The organism is Parabacteroides sp. AT13 (assembly GCF_002272965.1).
Taxonomy (GTDB): Bacteria; Bacteroidota; Bacteroidia; order Bacteroidales; family Tannerellaceae; genus Parabacteroides; species Parabacteroides distasonis.
The window spans coordinates 1,031,214-1,047,316 of the sequence record NZ_NQMH01000001.1 but is presented as its reverse complement, the minus strand read 5'-3'; the positions used below and the strand labels follow the sequence as shown (position 1 = coordinate 1,047,316).

10 protein-coding genes are annotated in these 16,103 nt (G+C 44.8%); 1 reads left to right on the top strand and 9 read right to left on the bottom strand.

Annotation, left to right across the window (positions count from 1 at the left end; translation table 11 throughout):
• Window positions 1-14: 14 nt before the first annotated feature.
• The 6 genes from CI959_RS04855 to CI959_RS04825 all read right to left on the bottom strand — a co-directional run bounded on the left by CI959_RS04855 (window position 15) and on the right by CI959_RS04825 (window position 9,396).
• On the bottom strand, window positions 15-3,230 hold the full coding sequence (locus CI959_RS04855) for a TonB-dependent receptor (protein WP_005859317.1): 3,216 nt from the start codon (window positions 3,228-3,230) through the stop codon (window positions 15-17).
• A 416-nt stretch (window positions 3,231-3,646) separates the two neighbouring features.
• Window positions 3,647-5,005: a TolC family protein gene (locus tag CI959_RS04845; protein WP_005859313.1), complete on the bottom strand. Its 1,359-nt coding sequence runs from the start codon at window positions 5,003-5,005 to the stop codon at window positions 3,647-3,649.
• Between the two features lie 12 nt (window positions 5,006-5,017).
• A complete protein-coding gene (locus CI959_RS04840) occupies window positions 5,018-6,139 on the bottom strand; it encodes an efflux RND transporter periplasmic adaptor subunit (RefSeq protein ID WP_005859311.1) in 1,122 nt (373 codons plus the stop codon).
• A gap of 35 nt (window positions 6,140-6,174) precedes the next feature.
• A complete protein-coding gene (locus CI959_RS04835; protein WP_005859309.1) occupies window positions 6,175-7,431 on the bottom strand; it encodes an ABC transporter permease in 1,257 nt (418 codons plus the stop codon).
• Between the two features lie 11 nt (window positions 7,432-7,442).
• Window positions 7,443-8,720 carry an ABC transporter permease gene (locus tag CI959_RS04830; RefSeq protein ID WP_005859307.1) on the bottom strand — a complete coding sequence of 426 codons (1,278 nt, stop codon included), beginning with the start codon at window positions 8,718-8,720 and terminating at the stop codon, window positions 7,443-7,445.
• A complete protein-coding gene (locus CI959_RS04825; protein WP_036633398.1) occupies window positions 8,713-9,396 on the bottom strand; it encodes an ABC transporter ATP-binding protein in 684 nt (227 codons plus the stop codon). The genes CI959_RS04830 and CI959_RS04825 overlap by 8 nt, the downstream gene beginning before the upstream one ends.
• A gap of 435 nt (window positions 9,397-9,831) precedes the next feature.
• On the opposite strand from CI959_RS04825, the gene purT reads away from it, so the two are divergent.
• On the top strand, window positions 9,832-11,013 hold the full coding sequence (gene purT / locus CI959_RS04820) for a formate-dependent phosphoribosylglycinamide formyltransferase (protein WP_009016928.1): 1,182 nt from the start codon (window positions 9,832-9,834) through the stop codon (window positions 11,011-11,013).
• Window positions 11,014-11,367: 354 nt separating this feature from the next.
• Here the strand turns inward: purT and CI959_RS04815 are convergent, their stop codons facing one another.
• The 3 genes from CI959_RS04815 to CI959_RS04805 are packed head-to-tail and all read right to left on the bottom strand — an operon-like array spanning window position 11,368 to window position 16,103.
• On the bottom strand, window positions 11,368-12,846 hold the full coding sequence (locus tag CI959_RS04815) for a PD40 domain-containing protein (protein WP_036633357.1): 1,479 nt from the start codon (window positions 12,844-12,846) through the stop codon (window positions 11,368-11,370).
• A 7-nt stretch (window positions 12,847-12,853) separates the two neighbouring features.
• Complete coding sequence (locus tag CI959_RS04810; protein WP_057316371.1) at window positions 12,854-14,626, bottom strand: DUF6057 family protein; 1,773 nt, start codon at window positions 14,624-14,626, stop codon at window positions 12,854-12,856.
• 10 nt (window positions 14,627-14,636) lie between these two features.
• Entirely contained in the window at window positions 14,637-16,103 is a 1,467-nt protein-coding gene (locus CI959_RS04805) for a PD40 domain-containing protein (protein ID WP_005859297.1), read from the bottom strand.

Here is a 16,103-nt window from a genome sequence, read left to right as displayed (position 1 = left end):
GATGTATTATGAATTTAGAACGATACATTTAAACCGATCGTAAAGTTCTTAGCCGGCATATATTCATTGTAAGATACTCCGGCATAGTTAGCTTGCGGATTCAGACCTTGACGGGCTTTCAACATGAATAAGTTCTCTGCGCTGACATTGACGCGTGCACTCTTGATGTTGATAACGTTTAGGATAGACTTAGGCAAGTTGTAAGCCAAAGTGACAGTACGCAAGTTCAAGTAATTTGCGTTTGTCAACCAACGTGTAGAATAGGATTGTCCAATGCTAGTCGCATGACCTGAGTTATTGTCCAAACGAGGTACATCTGTGATCTGGCCCGGAGTTGTCCATGCGTTATGTAGATCCGGTGACATCGCATAACCGAACTCACCTACATCCATCAATCCTCTATAACTCGAGTCAAGCACCTTGCCTCCTAATGAATAAGAGAATACGGTAGAAAGGTCGAATGCCTTATAGCTCAAATTGATATTGAAACCACCATATACTTTCGGAACGGCAGAACCACTGAAATCATATTTCGCATAGCTATAAGAGTTTGTCAATACTTGACCATCTTTCTCTACAAGTGTCTTTTTTACCGCATCTTTAATATTACCATTCGCATCGGTGTTGTTTTCGGCATCAAAGATATACAATCCATCTCCGTTATCAGGATTAACACCCCACCATTGACGTAACCAGAACTCATAGATTGAATGTCCCTCCATCAATTTCTTAGAGTCTTTGATGATACCATCTTTCCGGTTGGCATCAGGCAGACGAGTCACCTTATTATTGATGAATGTAGCGTTTGCGCCGACTGATAATTTCCAATCTTTTGATTTTAATACTTGGTAGTTTAAGTCGATTTCCACCCCTTGGTTACGAACTTTACCAATGTTTTGTACGATCTTTTCGACACCACTGGATAACGGTTGGCTAACATTGAATAACAAGTCTCTGGAGGCCTTACGGAAGAACTCGACCGTACCATTCAAGCGACCGAACAATCCGAATTCTAAAGCGACATCGGTAGAAACCTGTGTCTCCCATTTCAAATTATTGTTTGCCATAGTCGGGAAGTAGAGACCTGCTTCCAAACCGTTGTTGATACCCAAATTATACAAGGTTTGATAAGGATAGTAATCCTGTTGTGTGTCATCATCTGTATAATAGATGGCATCGTTTCCGGTTTCACCGTAGGATGCCCTCAGTTTCAAATTGTCCACCCAAGTCAAGTTTTCCATGAAATCTTCTTGGCTGATACGCCAAGATGCTCCGAATGACCAGAAGTTACCCCAACGGTTATCCTTGCTAAAGCGAGAGGAACCGTCACGACGATACGAGGCTGTTACATAATATTTATCATCGAAATCATAGTTCAAACGAGCGAAGTATCCTTCTTTCTTATATTCGCGTGTATAAGAATCCATTGAGCTTATGCTTACGAAGTTACTGTACTCATACGTTCCGGAAACGATCTCATTAGTCTTCATACCGTAGTTATATTGTAAACGGTAGCTATAGTTCTCATGGCCTAACAAAGCTTCGATGTTATGCTTACCAAAAGTCTTTGTGTAATTAATCAACTGGTTGAATGTCTGTGTCAAGAAGTTTCTATTTCGGATGTTCAAACGTCCCGGTCCTGCGGTTCCGTCACCTACCTCTGGGTTCTCATATACTCTACGGCGTTCATCCTTATTGTCAAATGCGTAGTTCACTGTTAAATTCAATCCTTCGATCGGAGTGATCGTTACATAAGTACGGGCACTAGAGTTTGTGGTAGACATCAAGCGATCGTTCCACAGGGCCTCAGCGATACCGTCGCGTCCATTGCTGGAGATACGGGCTCCTTCATAATCGTAGGTATATAAAGCCGGATCAGTAACTACGTTTCCTTCTTTATCCAAATAAGCCCCTGTCTCAATATCATGCTTATGTACCGGATAGATCGGTGCCATAGAACGAATGAAACGAGATAAGTTACCATAACCAGCGGAGTTGCTAGAAGTAGAAGTAGAATAATTGGAGTTTGTACGACTTAAACCTAAATTCAATCCACTCTTGAACCATTTCACCGGATAGATATTATAGTTCAAGCGTGCGTTGTAACGCTCAAAGTCTGTCTTAATCATATATCCCTTATCATTCAGATAGCCTATGGAAGCATATGTGTCGCTCTTTTCTGTTTTTGTATTGTAGCTTACATTATATTCTTGGCGATGTCCGGTACGGTAAGCGGCATCTTCCCAATCAAGGTCCTCACCCCATTTTAAAGCCGAGGCTGATGGATTCAATAAACCGTCTGTGCCCACGATTGCGTCATTGGCGATTCCTACGAAAGGATTATATTTTAATTTGTTGATAATATCTTTAGAAGCATTAGCGGCAGCGTCGGTAGCACTTTGTCCGAGTGACATATTTGCGTTTCTCAACATTTGCCATTGCAAAGGATAATAATCGTATACACCTACTTTTGCGTAATCGTTATAAGCTCTGCTAGACCAACCTTGTGAGATACTCAAGGTAACACCTGCGCCACTGCTGCTAGAACCTTTCTTAGTCGTGATCAAAACCACACCGTTACCTGCGCTAGATCCATACAAAGATGTAGAAGCGGCATCTTTTAAAATTGTCATTGATTCGATATCAGATGGGCTGATAGAAGAGATATCACCACTGAAGATGGCACCATCCACTACATATAAAGGAGCATTATCCGCGTTTACTGAACCAAAACCACGGATCGTTACCTTGGCAGCTTCTCCCGGTTGTCCGATAGAGGAAGTCATTTGTACTCCGGAAGTGTTTCCTTCCAATGCGGAGAGGGCGTTACTCAATGGACGTTTGTCCATCAAAGCGGCACCCACCGTGGATGCGGAACCTGTAAAAGAACTTTTCTTTGCGGTACCATAAGCTACGACAACAACTTCATCTATAGCTTGAGAATCTGAAGAAAGAACAATTCTCATGTTTTGCTGAGCTGTAGTTTCTTGAGTCCGTAAACCTACATAAGAAATAATTAGCTTAGCATCTTTCTGAGTTTCTAACTCAAATTTACCATCTAAATCGGTAATGGTTCCAATAGTGGTTCCTTTTACTACGATGGATGCACCTATAACAGGCTCCCCATCATCTTCATTAATCACTACACCGGTCACCTTCATTTGCTGGGCGACCATACACTGCACTCCCAGAAAGAATGAGAGTAGTACAAGCGTTAATTTGTGCTTCATAGAATGAATTTGTTTGTTAATTAGACACACATTATTTTTTCAAGAGACCATAGTTTGCACAGAACTACAGTTAAAATACTTATCAAAAAAATGTACACACCAAGACTCCTGAAAATCACAGCCGCAAATATACTAATTTTTATTATAAAAAAGCAAACTGTTATAAAACATTCTAAAACTAATATAATATTGATTGATATTGTCAAATTCAATTTAGTTGTACTGGGGATCTTGTTGCATTATGATAGCTGGCAGGAGGGTTTTTGGTCTTAGTTATCTATCTGTTAATTATGCTGTTAAACATAGTTCTGTGCAGACTAAATGCCTTAATGGATGCTGAAAGGGAAGATGTCCATAAAGGATATCTTCCCTTAAACTTTGTGTGTATAATAAAAAAATGAAGTATTAATTAACGTTTATAAACGGATAGGGTTACCATTATAGAAATCTAGAATCTTCGTACGGAAGATAAAATCATATTTGGCCTGTGCCTGTTCCGCTAGACTTTGCGCGTATTTTGTTTTAGCCTCATTAAATTCAAAGACAGTGCTTTTACCTGCGTTGTAACGCTCTTGGGCATAATTGAACGCTTCCTTGCTCGCCGTGACGGATTTGTCGGAAGCCGTATATTTCTCTTGGGAAGCCGTTGCGTTGTAGTACGCTTGCTGGATTTCCTTGTATAACGTTTTCTTTGTATTTTCCATCAGCAATTCCCGGTTGATAATGTTGATCCTTGCGGTACGAACGCTATTGCGTACTTGGAAGCGGTTGAAAAGTGGAATACTCAATGAGAATCCGACGATCTTTTGCCCATTCTGCTTAAACTGCTCGCTAAAGGAACGAGTATCGGCAAATTCACCTCCGGAAGTAGAATGATAATATCCATTGCTGTAACTAGCCCCGAAATTTAACTTGGGGTAATAGCCCGCTTGCGCGACACGCAACATTTTCTTTTGGCTCTCTAGCAAATACTGTTGTTCCTTGATCTGAGGCTTGAACGTAACCGCATGATCGTAAATGTTTTCCGGAGGTAGGATGCTACTCATATTATCAGCCACCGCATCTTCAATTACAGGAGTCTGTATATCGAAACTCCGATCGCTTCGCTCTAGTTCCAGACTTTGCGCCAGATCCAGTAAAGCGAGGTTCACATTGTTTTGCGACTCGGTAAGCGTGACCTCATCTTTCGCTAATTGGGCCTTGATATCATACAGTTGGGAAAGTGGCACCTTTCCGGCGTTCACCATGGCCTCCGTTTTATTCACCTGCTCCTTGTCTAGTTCCACTTGTAGTTGCGCTATTTTCAGTAACTCTTTATTATAAAGTACTTGCAGGTAGTAGGAAGCTATATTGATGGATAGGTCTTCTCTCGCCTTATTCAAGTTCTCGATAGACGCTTTTAGATCAAGTTTGCGGGCGGCGATATCGTTCGGTATTTTTAACCCGTCAAATAAAGGCATGTCCAGATTGATCCCCAATGTGGAATTGGCGGCGTTCTGGTCCACGATCACCCCGGATTTAGACGTGGAGCGTCCGAACTGGAAGCTCTGTCCAAGACTGCCGTTTAGGGCCGGGAGCCAACTGTATTTGCTGGTATGTAAGTCTACCTTTCGGCTTTCCTGTTCCTGCTCCTTTTGCTTTAAGTCGATATTATGCTCGATGGCATATTGGATGCACTCCTCCAGACTCCATTGCTTCACCGCATCCTGAGCGAAAACATAGTTTCCGGACAGGAGGGAAGCGATTGCCAGTATATATAAGTTTCTTCTCATCATACAATCTTTCTTTTATTTCTTATTCGGGTCAATAGCTGCGCCCCGGACTTTATCGGTTGCGGCCAGTCCTTCTTGAACCTCGATCTTGATACCGTCGGACAGACCTACCTTTACCGGATGTTTCTCGAAGACTTGCTCCGGTTGCTCTTGTTTAACTAACTGAACGAATGCGGAATCCCCTTGGAACTCGACCGTGCTTTCCGGGATCGTAAGAACGTCTTCCGCACGTTTTAGCACGATCTCGGCGTTGGCGCTATATCCCGCACGGATGAAAGCATCTTCGGGGATCGTCACGGCTGCCTTGATCTCAAATTGAATGGCTCCGTTTTTCTCAACACCTTTGGGTGATACATATTCCAGCAAGGCCTCGAACGAACGGCTTTCCATGGCTCCGATCGTAAGCTTGATAGGCATTCCCTCGTGAATGCGCCCGATCTCGGTCTCGTCTACGTTTCCCTTGAAGATCATGTCATTCATGTTGGCGACTGTGGCGATTGTCGTACCGTCGTTGAAGTTGTTCGCTTGGATAACGGAGTTACCTACTTTCACCGGGATATCCAGTATCATACCGGTGATGGTACTACGGATCTGCGTGGTACTGGCTACATTGGAGTTCTTGGCGATACCGTCACGAATAATTTCCAGTGCGCTTTGCGCATTCTCTTTCTCCTCGACCGCCTTTAAGTAGTTGGCCTTCGAGAGATCGAAATCCTCTTGGGCGATAACACCTTGCTTGAACAGCAGTTCATCTCTCTTATAGGTTTCCTCCACCTGTTTAAGAGATATATCCGCTATGTTTACGCGAGATTCGGCGCTATTTAGCTGTACCATCTCCGGTATGACCTTGATCGTGGCGATAATCTCCCCGGCCTGTACCATCTGTCCCGCTTCTTTCCTTAGCTCGGAGATGATACCGGATATCTGCGGCTTGATCTCTACCTCGTAGCGAGGTTCCACGCTTCCGGTGGCCACCGTCTTGGTCTCTACCGTATCCCTTTTGGGGGTTACGACCTCATAAACGGTTATTACCGGTTGCGCCTTCTTCCATAAGAAATAGAATGTGCCTATTACCGCCGCACCTACGATCGTTAATAAGATAATACGTAGGATTTTCTTTACGATGCGATTCTTCATGATTATATAGTTTTATTTTAATTATCGATTCGTTATTATTCATCTCGGATGGCATCTATCGCTTTGATCTGCATGGCTCTCCATGCGGGAATCAGGCCAGCCATAAAACCGCTTATCAGCAGTACGACAGTGGCAGCTACCGCTGTTTGGATGTTTACGCCGGGATTCAGCAAGGTCGGATCGTTCGTTGGATTGGCGGACAATATCTTATCCAACAAATCCAAGAGGAAGACTCCGGCGCTTAATCCCAGTAAGCCCGCCAAGGCAGTCAGCACCAAGCTCTCGCTCATGACTTGCGAGATGATGTCGAAAGGCTTGGCTCCCAAAGCCCTTCGTACGCCTATCTCCCTCGTGCGCTCTTTTACCGTTACCATCATGATATTGCTGATACCAATAATACCCGATAGCAAGGTACCCATGCCGACCAGCCAGACCAAGATGTCGATACCTGTAAACAGTAGATTGAATGTCTTGAATTGTGCGGCGATATTGACTACGCCTATCGCCTGAGGATCGGTCGGTGCGATCTGATTTTGCGTCTTCATGATATTCTTGACCTGCTCGATTGTCGTCTCAATCGGATATCCCGGTTTCACGCTCAGTGCGAGGAAATGCAGGATGTCGCCTTGGTTCAAGGTCTGCTGCATGGTATTGAACGGAATGAAGACGGTTTCTTCTCCCCGGCCGCCCAGATTCAGGCCCGATGCCCTTTGGTTGACCACTCCTACTACTTGGTAGTAAAGCCCGTTCACCCGGATATATTTGCCGCAAGGGTCCTCGTTGTGGAATAATACCTCATTGATCTTCGTGCCGATCAAGCAAACCTTGCGCTTTTCCCGCATATCGATCTCATTCAATAAACGGCCATAGTATAGGTCTTGCGTATCGATATTGAAGTAAGCCGGATATATACCTTTCACGTTGAACGTTCCGGTCATTATCCCGTAAACGATATTCTTTTCCGAGCGGTTGCCCCAAAGGATGGGGGAGATATCCTGTACGCTAGGTACGTCTCGTATGATGGCGTCTATGTCCCGGTTCCTCATGTTCCAGTTTCGCCCCTTGTTGAATCCTTGGTAGGGTTCGCTGGTGCGATCGGCGTAGAAGAATAGCGAATTCGTCGCGAATCCGTTGACGCTCTTGAACATGGCGTTCTTGAATCCCGATCCGGTACCCAGCAACAATACCAGCATAAGGATTCCCCAGAACACGCCGAAGCAAGTCATCAAGCTACGTGTCTTGTTGCGGGTGATGGTTACCCATATTTCTGTCCATCTGTCTATGTCAAACATATCTTTTCGGTTTATTCTGTTCTCATGGCTTCAATAGCGGATACATTCACGGCTTTGCGAGCGGGGAAATAGCCCGCCAGCACCCCGGCTACGACCAGCACCCCGGTAGCGGCCAGCGATATCCCTAGGCTGACGGTCGGGTGCCGGAATAAGGTAAGATCCTCGCCGGGATTTCCTCCGGATGAAGCGTTGTTCATCCCGCTCATCGTCATGCCATAGTCGATTAGCTCCGTCAACCCGATTCCCATCAGCATCCCGATGTAACCGAATATGGCGGTGATCATGATGGACTCTACGATGACAAGCTTCAATATCGAGGCCGGTTTCGCCCCGATCGCCTTCCGGATGCCGAACTCCCGGGTCCGTTCGCGTACGGTGATCAACATGATGTTGCTAACCCCCACGATACCAGCCATCAAGGTGCCGATACCTACGATCCAGATGAAGAGCAAGATACCGTCTGTCATCGTATTGAACATACGGATCTCATTGCCGGTCATCCACATACCGATTGCGTTCTTGTCTGTCGGGTCGAATATGTGCTTACGGGCCATATACGACCGGAACCTGTTCTCGAAATCCTTGCACTCTTCTTCGGTGGAGACCCCGTTTACCGTAAAGTAAATGGAGCCGAACCCGAAGCCTTTATTATAAAGTTGTTGCGCTACGGTAAACGGTATATATGCGGGCGCGTTGTTACTCTTGTCGTCATCATCATAGATACCAACAACTTGATACATCATATTGCCGCATTTCACGTATTTACCCAGCGGGTCCTCGTTACGGAATAGCACTTCCGCCATACGGGGGCTTAGTATGATTACCTTGCGTGTAGCGTTCATATCCATCTTATTGATGAAGCGCCCGTTCTGGCTCGCTACATTAATATATATAATGGAATTGTAATCCTCGGATACGCCCCGCAGGTCGCCCACGATGTATTCTTCCCCATACGAGATGGTATCTGTTTGCGAAATGGTAGCCGAGCAGTATTCTATTTCCGGGAATGCCATCTTGATGCCGCTGAGATCCGCTTCCTTGAACTCGATCCTGCGGTTCGTGGGGTTACCTTTATAAGGCATGGTGGTATAGCGCCCCCAAACCTCCACGGTATTGGCGGAAAACCTCCGGAAGTTGAATATGATGCCGTTTCTCAACCCATTTCCCGCTCCCAGCAGGGTAATCAGCATAAAGATCCCCCATGATACGGCGAAACCGGTCAAGAAGGTACGGAGCTTGTTTTTCTTTATCGTGCTCCATATTTCCCTAAAATTGTCAAAATCAAACATGCGATTCTTCGTTTACGGTGTATTCAATCAATCCGTCTTTTACCCGGATAATCCGGTCGGTAGCTTCCGCCACGGATGGCTCGTGGGTAACGATCACCATGGTCATACCTTCTTGGTTTACGCTACGGAGGAGTTCCATCACTTCCACGGTCGTGGTACTATCCAATGCCCCGGTAGGCTCGTCGGCCAATATGACCTGCGGCTTGGCGATCAAGGCACGTGCGATGGCCACACGTTGCTTCTGTCCGCCGGACATCTCGTTCGGCATATGATCCGCCCAATCCTTCAATCCCACCATGTCGAGATATTCCAGTGCCATGGCGTTTCTCTTCTTCCGGCTTACGCCTTGGTAATAGAGTGGGAGAGCTACGTTCTCCACTGCGTTCTTAAACGAGATTAAGTTAAATGATTGGAAGATGAAGCCGATCATACGGTTCCTCAGCTCGGCGGCACGGCTTTCGCTTAGATTCTGAATCAACTGTCCGTTTAATAGATAGGTGCCCGTGTCGTACGTATCCAATATCCCCAAGATATTCAATAGGGTTGACTTCCCGGAACCGGACGCTCCCATGATAGATACCATCTCTCCCTTCTCTATATCTAGGTCGATACCTTTCAAAACGTGCAGTGGGGCTCCGTTAAAGTACGTTTTGTTTATTCCTTTCAGTTGAATCATCATATTATGTAGTTACTTTATATATTAGACGTACAGTTTGCTAAATAAGTTACACTGTTGGTGAACACTTTTATCATCTGGTTACAAATATATGTTTTACTAAGATACCTTGTATCGCAAGGTACCACTAATTATGTAATATTAACAAAGAGGTCTTGATTATAAGTAGATCCTTGTTCCTTTCCTCTGTATATTTTAGGCTAAACAAGCGGCTGTCTTACCCAATTCATAAGGATACATTCATCATGCACCAACTGATGCATGATCTTCTAACGGCTGGTGCATGATCATCTACCAACTGGTGCATGATCGTCCACCAGCCGTTGGACGATGAAGCTAACCTTATCTTTGCCCTAATAGATAAAGGGAAAAGCTTTAGGCTATACAGGCATAAACCCTTAACTTTGCGGCGAAATTCAAATAGCAGAAAGATTTATGGTAACAATTGGTACGCCCAAATCGGCTACGGCAACTAAAGTCGTGCTTTGTGGCTCGGGCGAATTGGGGAAAGAGTTTGTAATAGAGTTGCAGCGTTATGGCGTGGAGGTAATCGCCTTGGATAAGTATCCGGACGCTCCGGCCATGCAGGTGGCGCATCGTTCCTATGTGGTCTCCATGCTGGATGGCGATGCCTTGCGGGAGATCATCGAGAAAGAGAAACCGGATTATATCGTGCCGGAGGTGGAAGCGATCGCTACCCGTACCTTGATGGAACTGGAGGAAGAGGGATACCATGTGATTCCTACCGCCCGTGCCACTTGGCTGACGATGAACCGTGAGGGAATCCGCCGCTTGGCGGCCGAGGAGCTGGGCTTGCCTACCTCGCCGTATCGTTTCGCCGAGACCGAGGAGGAATTTAAAGAAGCGGTGAAGGTAATCGGTATGCCTTGCGTGGTGAAGCCGATCATGAGCTCGAGCGGACACGGACAGAGCGTGGTTCGTGAGGAAAAGGATATCGATCGTGCTTGGCAGTACGCCCAAGAAGGAGGACGTGCTGGAGCGGGTAAGGTGATCGTGGAAGGTTTCGTGGATTTCGACTATGAGATTACCCAGCTGACGGTTCGGCATATCGGAGGAACGTCTTTCTTGGAACCCGTAGGACATGTTCAGGTGGACGGTGATTACCGGGAGTCTTGGCAACCGCAAGCCATGAGCCTTGCCGCTAAAGCGAAAGCCCGTGAGATCGCCGGTAAGATCACCGAGGCTTTAGGCGGACGTGGTATTTTCGGCGTGGAATTATTCATTAAAGGAGATGATGTCATATTCAGCGAGGTTTCCCCCCGTCCGCACGATACCGGAATGGTGACGATGATTACACAGGATTTGTCTCAATTCGCTTTGCACGCCCGTGCAGTGCTTGGCTTGCCGATCCCTAATATCGTGTTTCATGGAGCGGGAGCTTCCCGTGCCGTTGTAGTGGAAGGGGACAGTGACCGGTTGTCTTTGGGGAATCTGGATAAGGTTTTGGAACAACCCGATACGCAGATGCGTTTCTTTGGAAAACCGGAAGTTCATGGACATCGCCGTATGGCCGTCTTGCTGGCTCGTGGTTTGGATGTGACGGAGGCAAGGGAGAAGACCGGAGTGATGATGGAGCGGTTAAATGTTAAATTGTGATGCTTCCTAGGATAAATGAACGTTTTGGTGTGTGTTGTGAATAAAATGTGAATATTTACAGACCTATTTTTCTATCAAAATAGTTTATTTTTGTCTCAAGTTTTTAAAGAGACATTTGATAATCTATAAACGCAGATTACATATGTTTGTTTCACTAAAGAGTGAAATCTGATTGCCGAAAGTTTGTACTTATTTTATGAATACAACAAATGGAAATATGGGCGTTGATTTGAAACGCTCTATTTCTATTCTCGGTGAAGATAAAAGAGTGAGCAAACAGATCAATAGCTAAGGGTGGGTAGATTTAACCAAACAGACATCCTTATCTCCTTTCGCCCACCCTAGCTATTGTTCTTATTTTACTTGGATTCCTTTTGTATTTCTCATGGTTTCCATCACGGCATGCGTATCTACTTGGGCCTTTTCTTGTATAAACTCCGGGAGGTTGTAAGTCCACAACAGGTCTTTATAATATTTTACGGGATTTTTTTGCGGCAGGAGGAATGGTTTATGGGCCGTACCTTTATCATCGATATAGGTAAAGAACGGGCGTGTGTATAATCCATCCAACCTGCGACTGCTAAATACCAGCCAACGATTGTTGTGGCTCCATGAATGGTAGCTTTCTCCTTCGGCGCTGTTCGCCTCGCTCAGCGGGTACGTCTTTCCGTCGGATAGGCGGATCATATATAATTCAGCGTCTTTATGCCAAACCCCGAAACCGCCATATTCCTGTAGGGTAAAAGCCAGATATTTACCATCCGGTGAGATTCTAGGGAAGGATACGCTTTTGTGATTGGCCCGGCCATTGTATAAAGTATCTACTTGCTGGCCTAGGGTGCGGGTTTCCGGGTCAAAGTCGACACGGCATAGGCTGTAGGTCATTTGTCTGAAATTCTTAGAAATAGAATCTACGGCGGCGGTCGAACTGAAATAGAGGCTCTTCCCGTCGGGAGAGAACGCAGGGAATATTTGCCATGCGTCTTTGGAATTTAACGCTTCGCAAGAGAATACCTCGTTCTTCTTCACGTCGTAGATCACGATATCGGAGTTATGATCCAATACTTCCAGCGTATTGGGATTATTGATGAAGAAGTTTTGGTAGGTATCGCATACGGTGGCCGCCAGATAGTTACCATTCGGATGCCAATACATGTAGACAAAGTTTGAGACGGTCTCGGGAGTCTTGGTATTTAGCTTGGTGATTTTCTTTCCATCAATCAGTACGGAACCGGCGTGTTTGCCTCGCATATGGAAAATCATTTTATCCGGGTTCCCGGAGGAAAACGTGTGGCAGTTTACGCAGTTATAGTCGGTTAAGCTATTCTCATAAATCACGCTTTGGTCATAATTCTCCAAGTTCCGTTGATAGATACCCATCCTGTTCCACATATCATTACTCAAGGCTAATAACCGATAGGCTATATATTTATCAATGGAATCATTTACGATGTCCATATGAAAAGGCGTATAGGCGTTCCATTCGCCCTGTATGCGTTTAGCAATGGTCAATTCTATTTGGTTTCCGGCATTCTCTTTCAATAAGGCTTTCCATCTCTTTTGTGGGATCTCAAAGAGCCCCTCATCACTATAAACTTGGAGTTGAGTCTTTTCCCCTTTAATGATAAGGCAGTGCTCACTGCTATCGGCGATAGAGAAATTGAGCGGGGCGATGTTCACAGGGATGGTCACATCCTTGTAATCCGGATAAATGGTTATTTCCTTGTTTAAGCTCTTGGCGATCTGTATGTCGTTTTTGGAGCATGAAACCATCAAGGCGATGAGGAAAAGGAAAAGATATCGGTTTGTATTTGTATAAGTCTGTCTTTCCATATGTGTTTTATTTAGAGAGTATCAAATAGTACCAGAAAGTAGGTTGATAGTCGGCTATTCCAGTCGCTAGATTTTGTCGGGCATGCCTTAGTCCCAATACACGTTGCTTGAATATCGAGAACTCGGACAGGACTTTATCGGTTACCCCATACTTGCGGCAATATTCCGGATCATGCTCCGCATAAGAGATCACGGCTTGTTGCAAGGGTTCGGGTAATATAGGGAGTACTTCCGTCCCACTGAATCTTTCAACAAACGTTTTTATAGCGGGCAGGTCTTTCGATAATAATAACGTACCGATCGTATAATCCAATGCGGCTTTATTCTGGGGATTCTCTTCCAATATAATCATCAGGTTATCAAACAATCCGATTATATTGGCGAAAAGGTCTTTGTCGCTGGATAGGCTTTTTCTTTTTGTACCTAATTCCGGGTCGCTCTCCACCGCTTGGTCATTATATGAGAACTTTCGTTGCGAGGAGGCCCATTCGTGATAGGCCCATGTCTTTCCCAATAATGATATAAACTTCTCGGCTGCGGGATACTGTCCGTATATCAAATGGGATTTTATTAATAATTTAGTCATGACGGGACTGCCGTATGTAATTCCTACCGAGGTACCAAAAGCGAAATTGTATGCCAAGGACGTGATTCCTACATGGTAGTATATCTGGCTGAATAGGAAACTTTCCTCTATATGCGCTTGGTACTTTGAGACCAAAGATTGTATTCCGCTTTGCGGATATTTGAATAAATCAGTCTGCATGACACCCTTGTGGGATAAGGCAAGGTTTAAGCAATTCAGGTGTAAGTAGTTATTATAGTTTAGATCGGCGGACGAGATTATGGCGTCCCATTGCTCGGTATCTATGTAATGAAACATTTGCATCAACGTATAGAAATCTTTATTCCTCTGTTGAAGAGCCGTTTGCGTATAATACATACCGGATAAGGCAAGTAATGCTACGGCTACTAAAGCTTTTAAATAGGCTTTTATGTGATCTAAGTAACGTGATAGGAAGAATAGAAGCATAACGAGTAGCGCTACTTGCCAAGAGAAGCCGTAGAATGGTTCCAGCTCAATGAAATACTCTACGTAATCTTTCATCCAAAATACATAGTCATAATCGGGTTTACTGCCTCCTAGGACACATAGGGAGCCTACGATAAGTAGCAGCAGCAACGGGATGAAGCTTGCGTACCAGCGTTCGCATTTTTGTAATACATCAAATAGTAAGATGCTAAGGGCGAATAATATAGCTACAGATCCCATCGTGTAAAACAATCCGGTCGCCAGCAAGCAACCAATTAAGGTACGGTACGTCCAATTAAATCTTCGTGCGCTGTAACTATATACGTTAAGCGCCAATGACCAAAACAACATGGCTATCAGTCCTTCATAATGATAGCTATCTTTCATTAGGTAAAGATATTGGAATAGGATGGGGAGAAAGGCCAAGGGCATAAGATATAATGCCGGATGTATCTTTCGTAAGGTCAGCCAGAATAACCAACCGGAGATTCCACCGATCAAGGCGGTCACCAGCGATCCGATAAGCGGGATCCTGAAAAACTGTATCAAGAATTGAGAGATAAAAGTCGCTAGCCCCCCTATCTGCTTAAGTATGCTGAATATATAGGTGGAATCGAATAGGAAAATCTGCTGCTGTTCCCGATAAAAAAAGAGAGGCTCTTGCATGGTCTGCAAATGAAACCATAAGACGCCGGTCAATAGAATGAATGGAAGCGGTGGTAATATCTTCTTATATAAAGTACTCATGTGATTTATTCTATTTACGATAAGTTACGTCAATTCCTTTATCCTCTTTGGCTAGCGTGCTAAGCGCCCGGATCTTGGAGGATACTTTTCCGGTAATAAACTCGGGTATATTATAAGATTTCATGAAACGGTGATAGTAGTCTGTGTCTTTCTGAGGCAAAAGGAAGGGCTTAGACGCATTTCCTTCTTCATCTATATAAGCAAAATAAGGACGTGTGTATAACCCGTCTATCCTTCGACTGCTGAAGACGATCCAGCGGCTGTTGCTACTCCATGAGTGATAGCTCTCCGTATCCGTGCTATTGGCGTTTTGCAAGGAATGAGAGATTCCGCTCGCTATATCCAGTAGATATAGATCTGCGTCTTTATGCCAGATCGAGAAGTTACCGTAGCCGGACAGCGTATATAACAAGAATTTCCCGTCTGGGGAAACACGGGGAAAAGAGGCGCTCTTCCCATCTTTTCCGGCATTGTATAAGGTATCTATACGGGAGCCGAAACTCCGGGTTACGGGATCGAACGCTATGGAGCAAAGGTTATATTTTACTTCTGAATATTCATGCGGCATGGAACGTGCCTCTGCCGAGCAGAAGTAAAGAGTCTTGCCATCGGGAGAGAATGTCGGGAAAGTCTCAAACGCTTTTGCTGTCCGAATGGAAGGCGTACTGATAATCTCATGCTTTTCCGTATCGTATACAACTACGTCGGATTGGCTGTCGAAGACCTCCACCCGGTTTTTGTCGTTGGCATGAAAGCTTTGGCTGGTCTGATTGACAGAGAAGGCTACGTATTTCCCCGATGGATGCCAAGAGGGATAGACCAAAGGCGAGATCGTCTGATCGGTCTTCGTATTTAATTTCTCGATCTTGTCTCCGTCGATCAGATAAGTGCCCGAATACTTATCCCTCATGTGGAACAGCATTTTATCGGGGTTTTGCATACAAAAAGAATGGCAATTCATACAGTTTTGACCGCTGTATTTGTTTTCCATGATAGGGCTTTGCTTATAATCTTCCAGATTCCGTTGGTAAATACCCATTTGATTCCAAAGTTCGTATCCGGGTTCGATCAAGCGATAAGCCAGATATGAATCCATGGGTTCCGGAGCGACGAATAGTGAGAATTCCGGATAGGCGAGCCATTCTTTGTCTTTTGCGTAGAGCTTTACTTGTATCGCTTTTCCTGTCGCCCTTTTCAGCAATTTTCTCCAATCGGATGCGGGAAGATAGAATTGTCCCCCTTTTTCCTTGACTTGTATCTTTTCTTCTCCGAATTTGAGTACGGCGAAGGCTTCCGCATGTGGATTTTCTATCTTGAAATTTAAGGGAGCGATATTATAAGGGATCGTTACATCCGCATAATCGGGAAATAATACAGGTTTCTCCGAGGTTTCTTTGCTTACCGGGATCGTATCCGAGCAGGATATTCCTAGTAGAATAAGAAATAAACAGGTGATATATAGAATATTTCTTTTCAT

Bases quoted from the DNA above. Each gene is read 5' to 3' on its own strand.
- CI959_RS04855 (WP_005859317.1), bottom strand. From the start codon at position 3,230: ATGAAGCACAAATTAACGCTTGTACTACTCTCATTCTTTCTGGGAGTG.
- CI959_RS04845 (WP_005859313.1), bottom strand. From the start codon at position 5,005: ATGATGAGAAGAAACTTATATATACTGGCAATCGCTTCCCTCCTGTCC.
- CI959_RS04840 (WP_005859311.1), bottom strand. From the start codon at position 6,139: ATGAAGAATCGCATCGTAAAGAAAATCCTACGTATTATCTTATTAACG.
- CI959_RS04835 (WP_005859309.1), bottom strand. From the start codon at position 7,431: ATGTTTGACATAGACAGATGGACAGAAATATGGGTAACCATCACCCGC.
- CI959_RS04830 (WP_005859307.1), bottom strand. From the start codon at position 8,720: ATGTTTGATTTTGACAATTTTAGGGAAATATGGAGCACGATAAAGAAA.
- CI959_RS04825 (WP_036633398.1), bottom strand. From the start codon at position 9,396: ATGATTCAACTGAAAGGAATAAACAAAACGTACTTTAACGGAGCCCCA.
- purT (WP_009016928.1), top strand. From the start codon at position 9,832: ATGGTAACAATTGGTACGCCCAAATCGGCTACGGCAACTAAAGTCGTG.
- CI959_RS04815 (WP_036633357.1), bottom strand. From the start codon at position 12,846: ATGGAAAGACAGACTTATACAAATACAAACCGATATCTTTTCCTTTTC.
- CI959_RS04810 (WP_057316371.1), bottom strand. From the start codon at position 14,626: ATGAGTACTTTATATAAGAAGATATTACCACCGCTTCCATTCATTCTA.
- CI959_RS04805 (WP_005859297.1), bottom strand. From the start codon at position 16,103: ATGAAAAGAAATATTCTATATATCACCTGTTTATTTCTTATTCTACTA.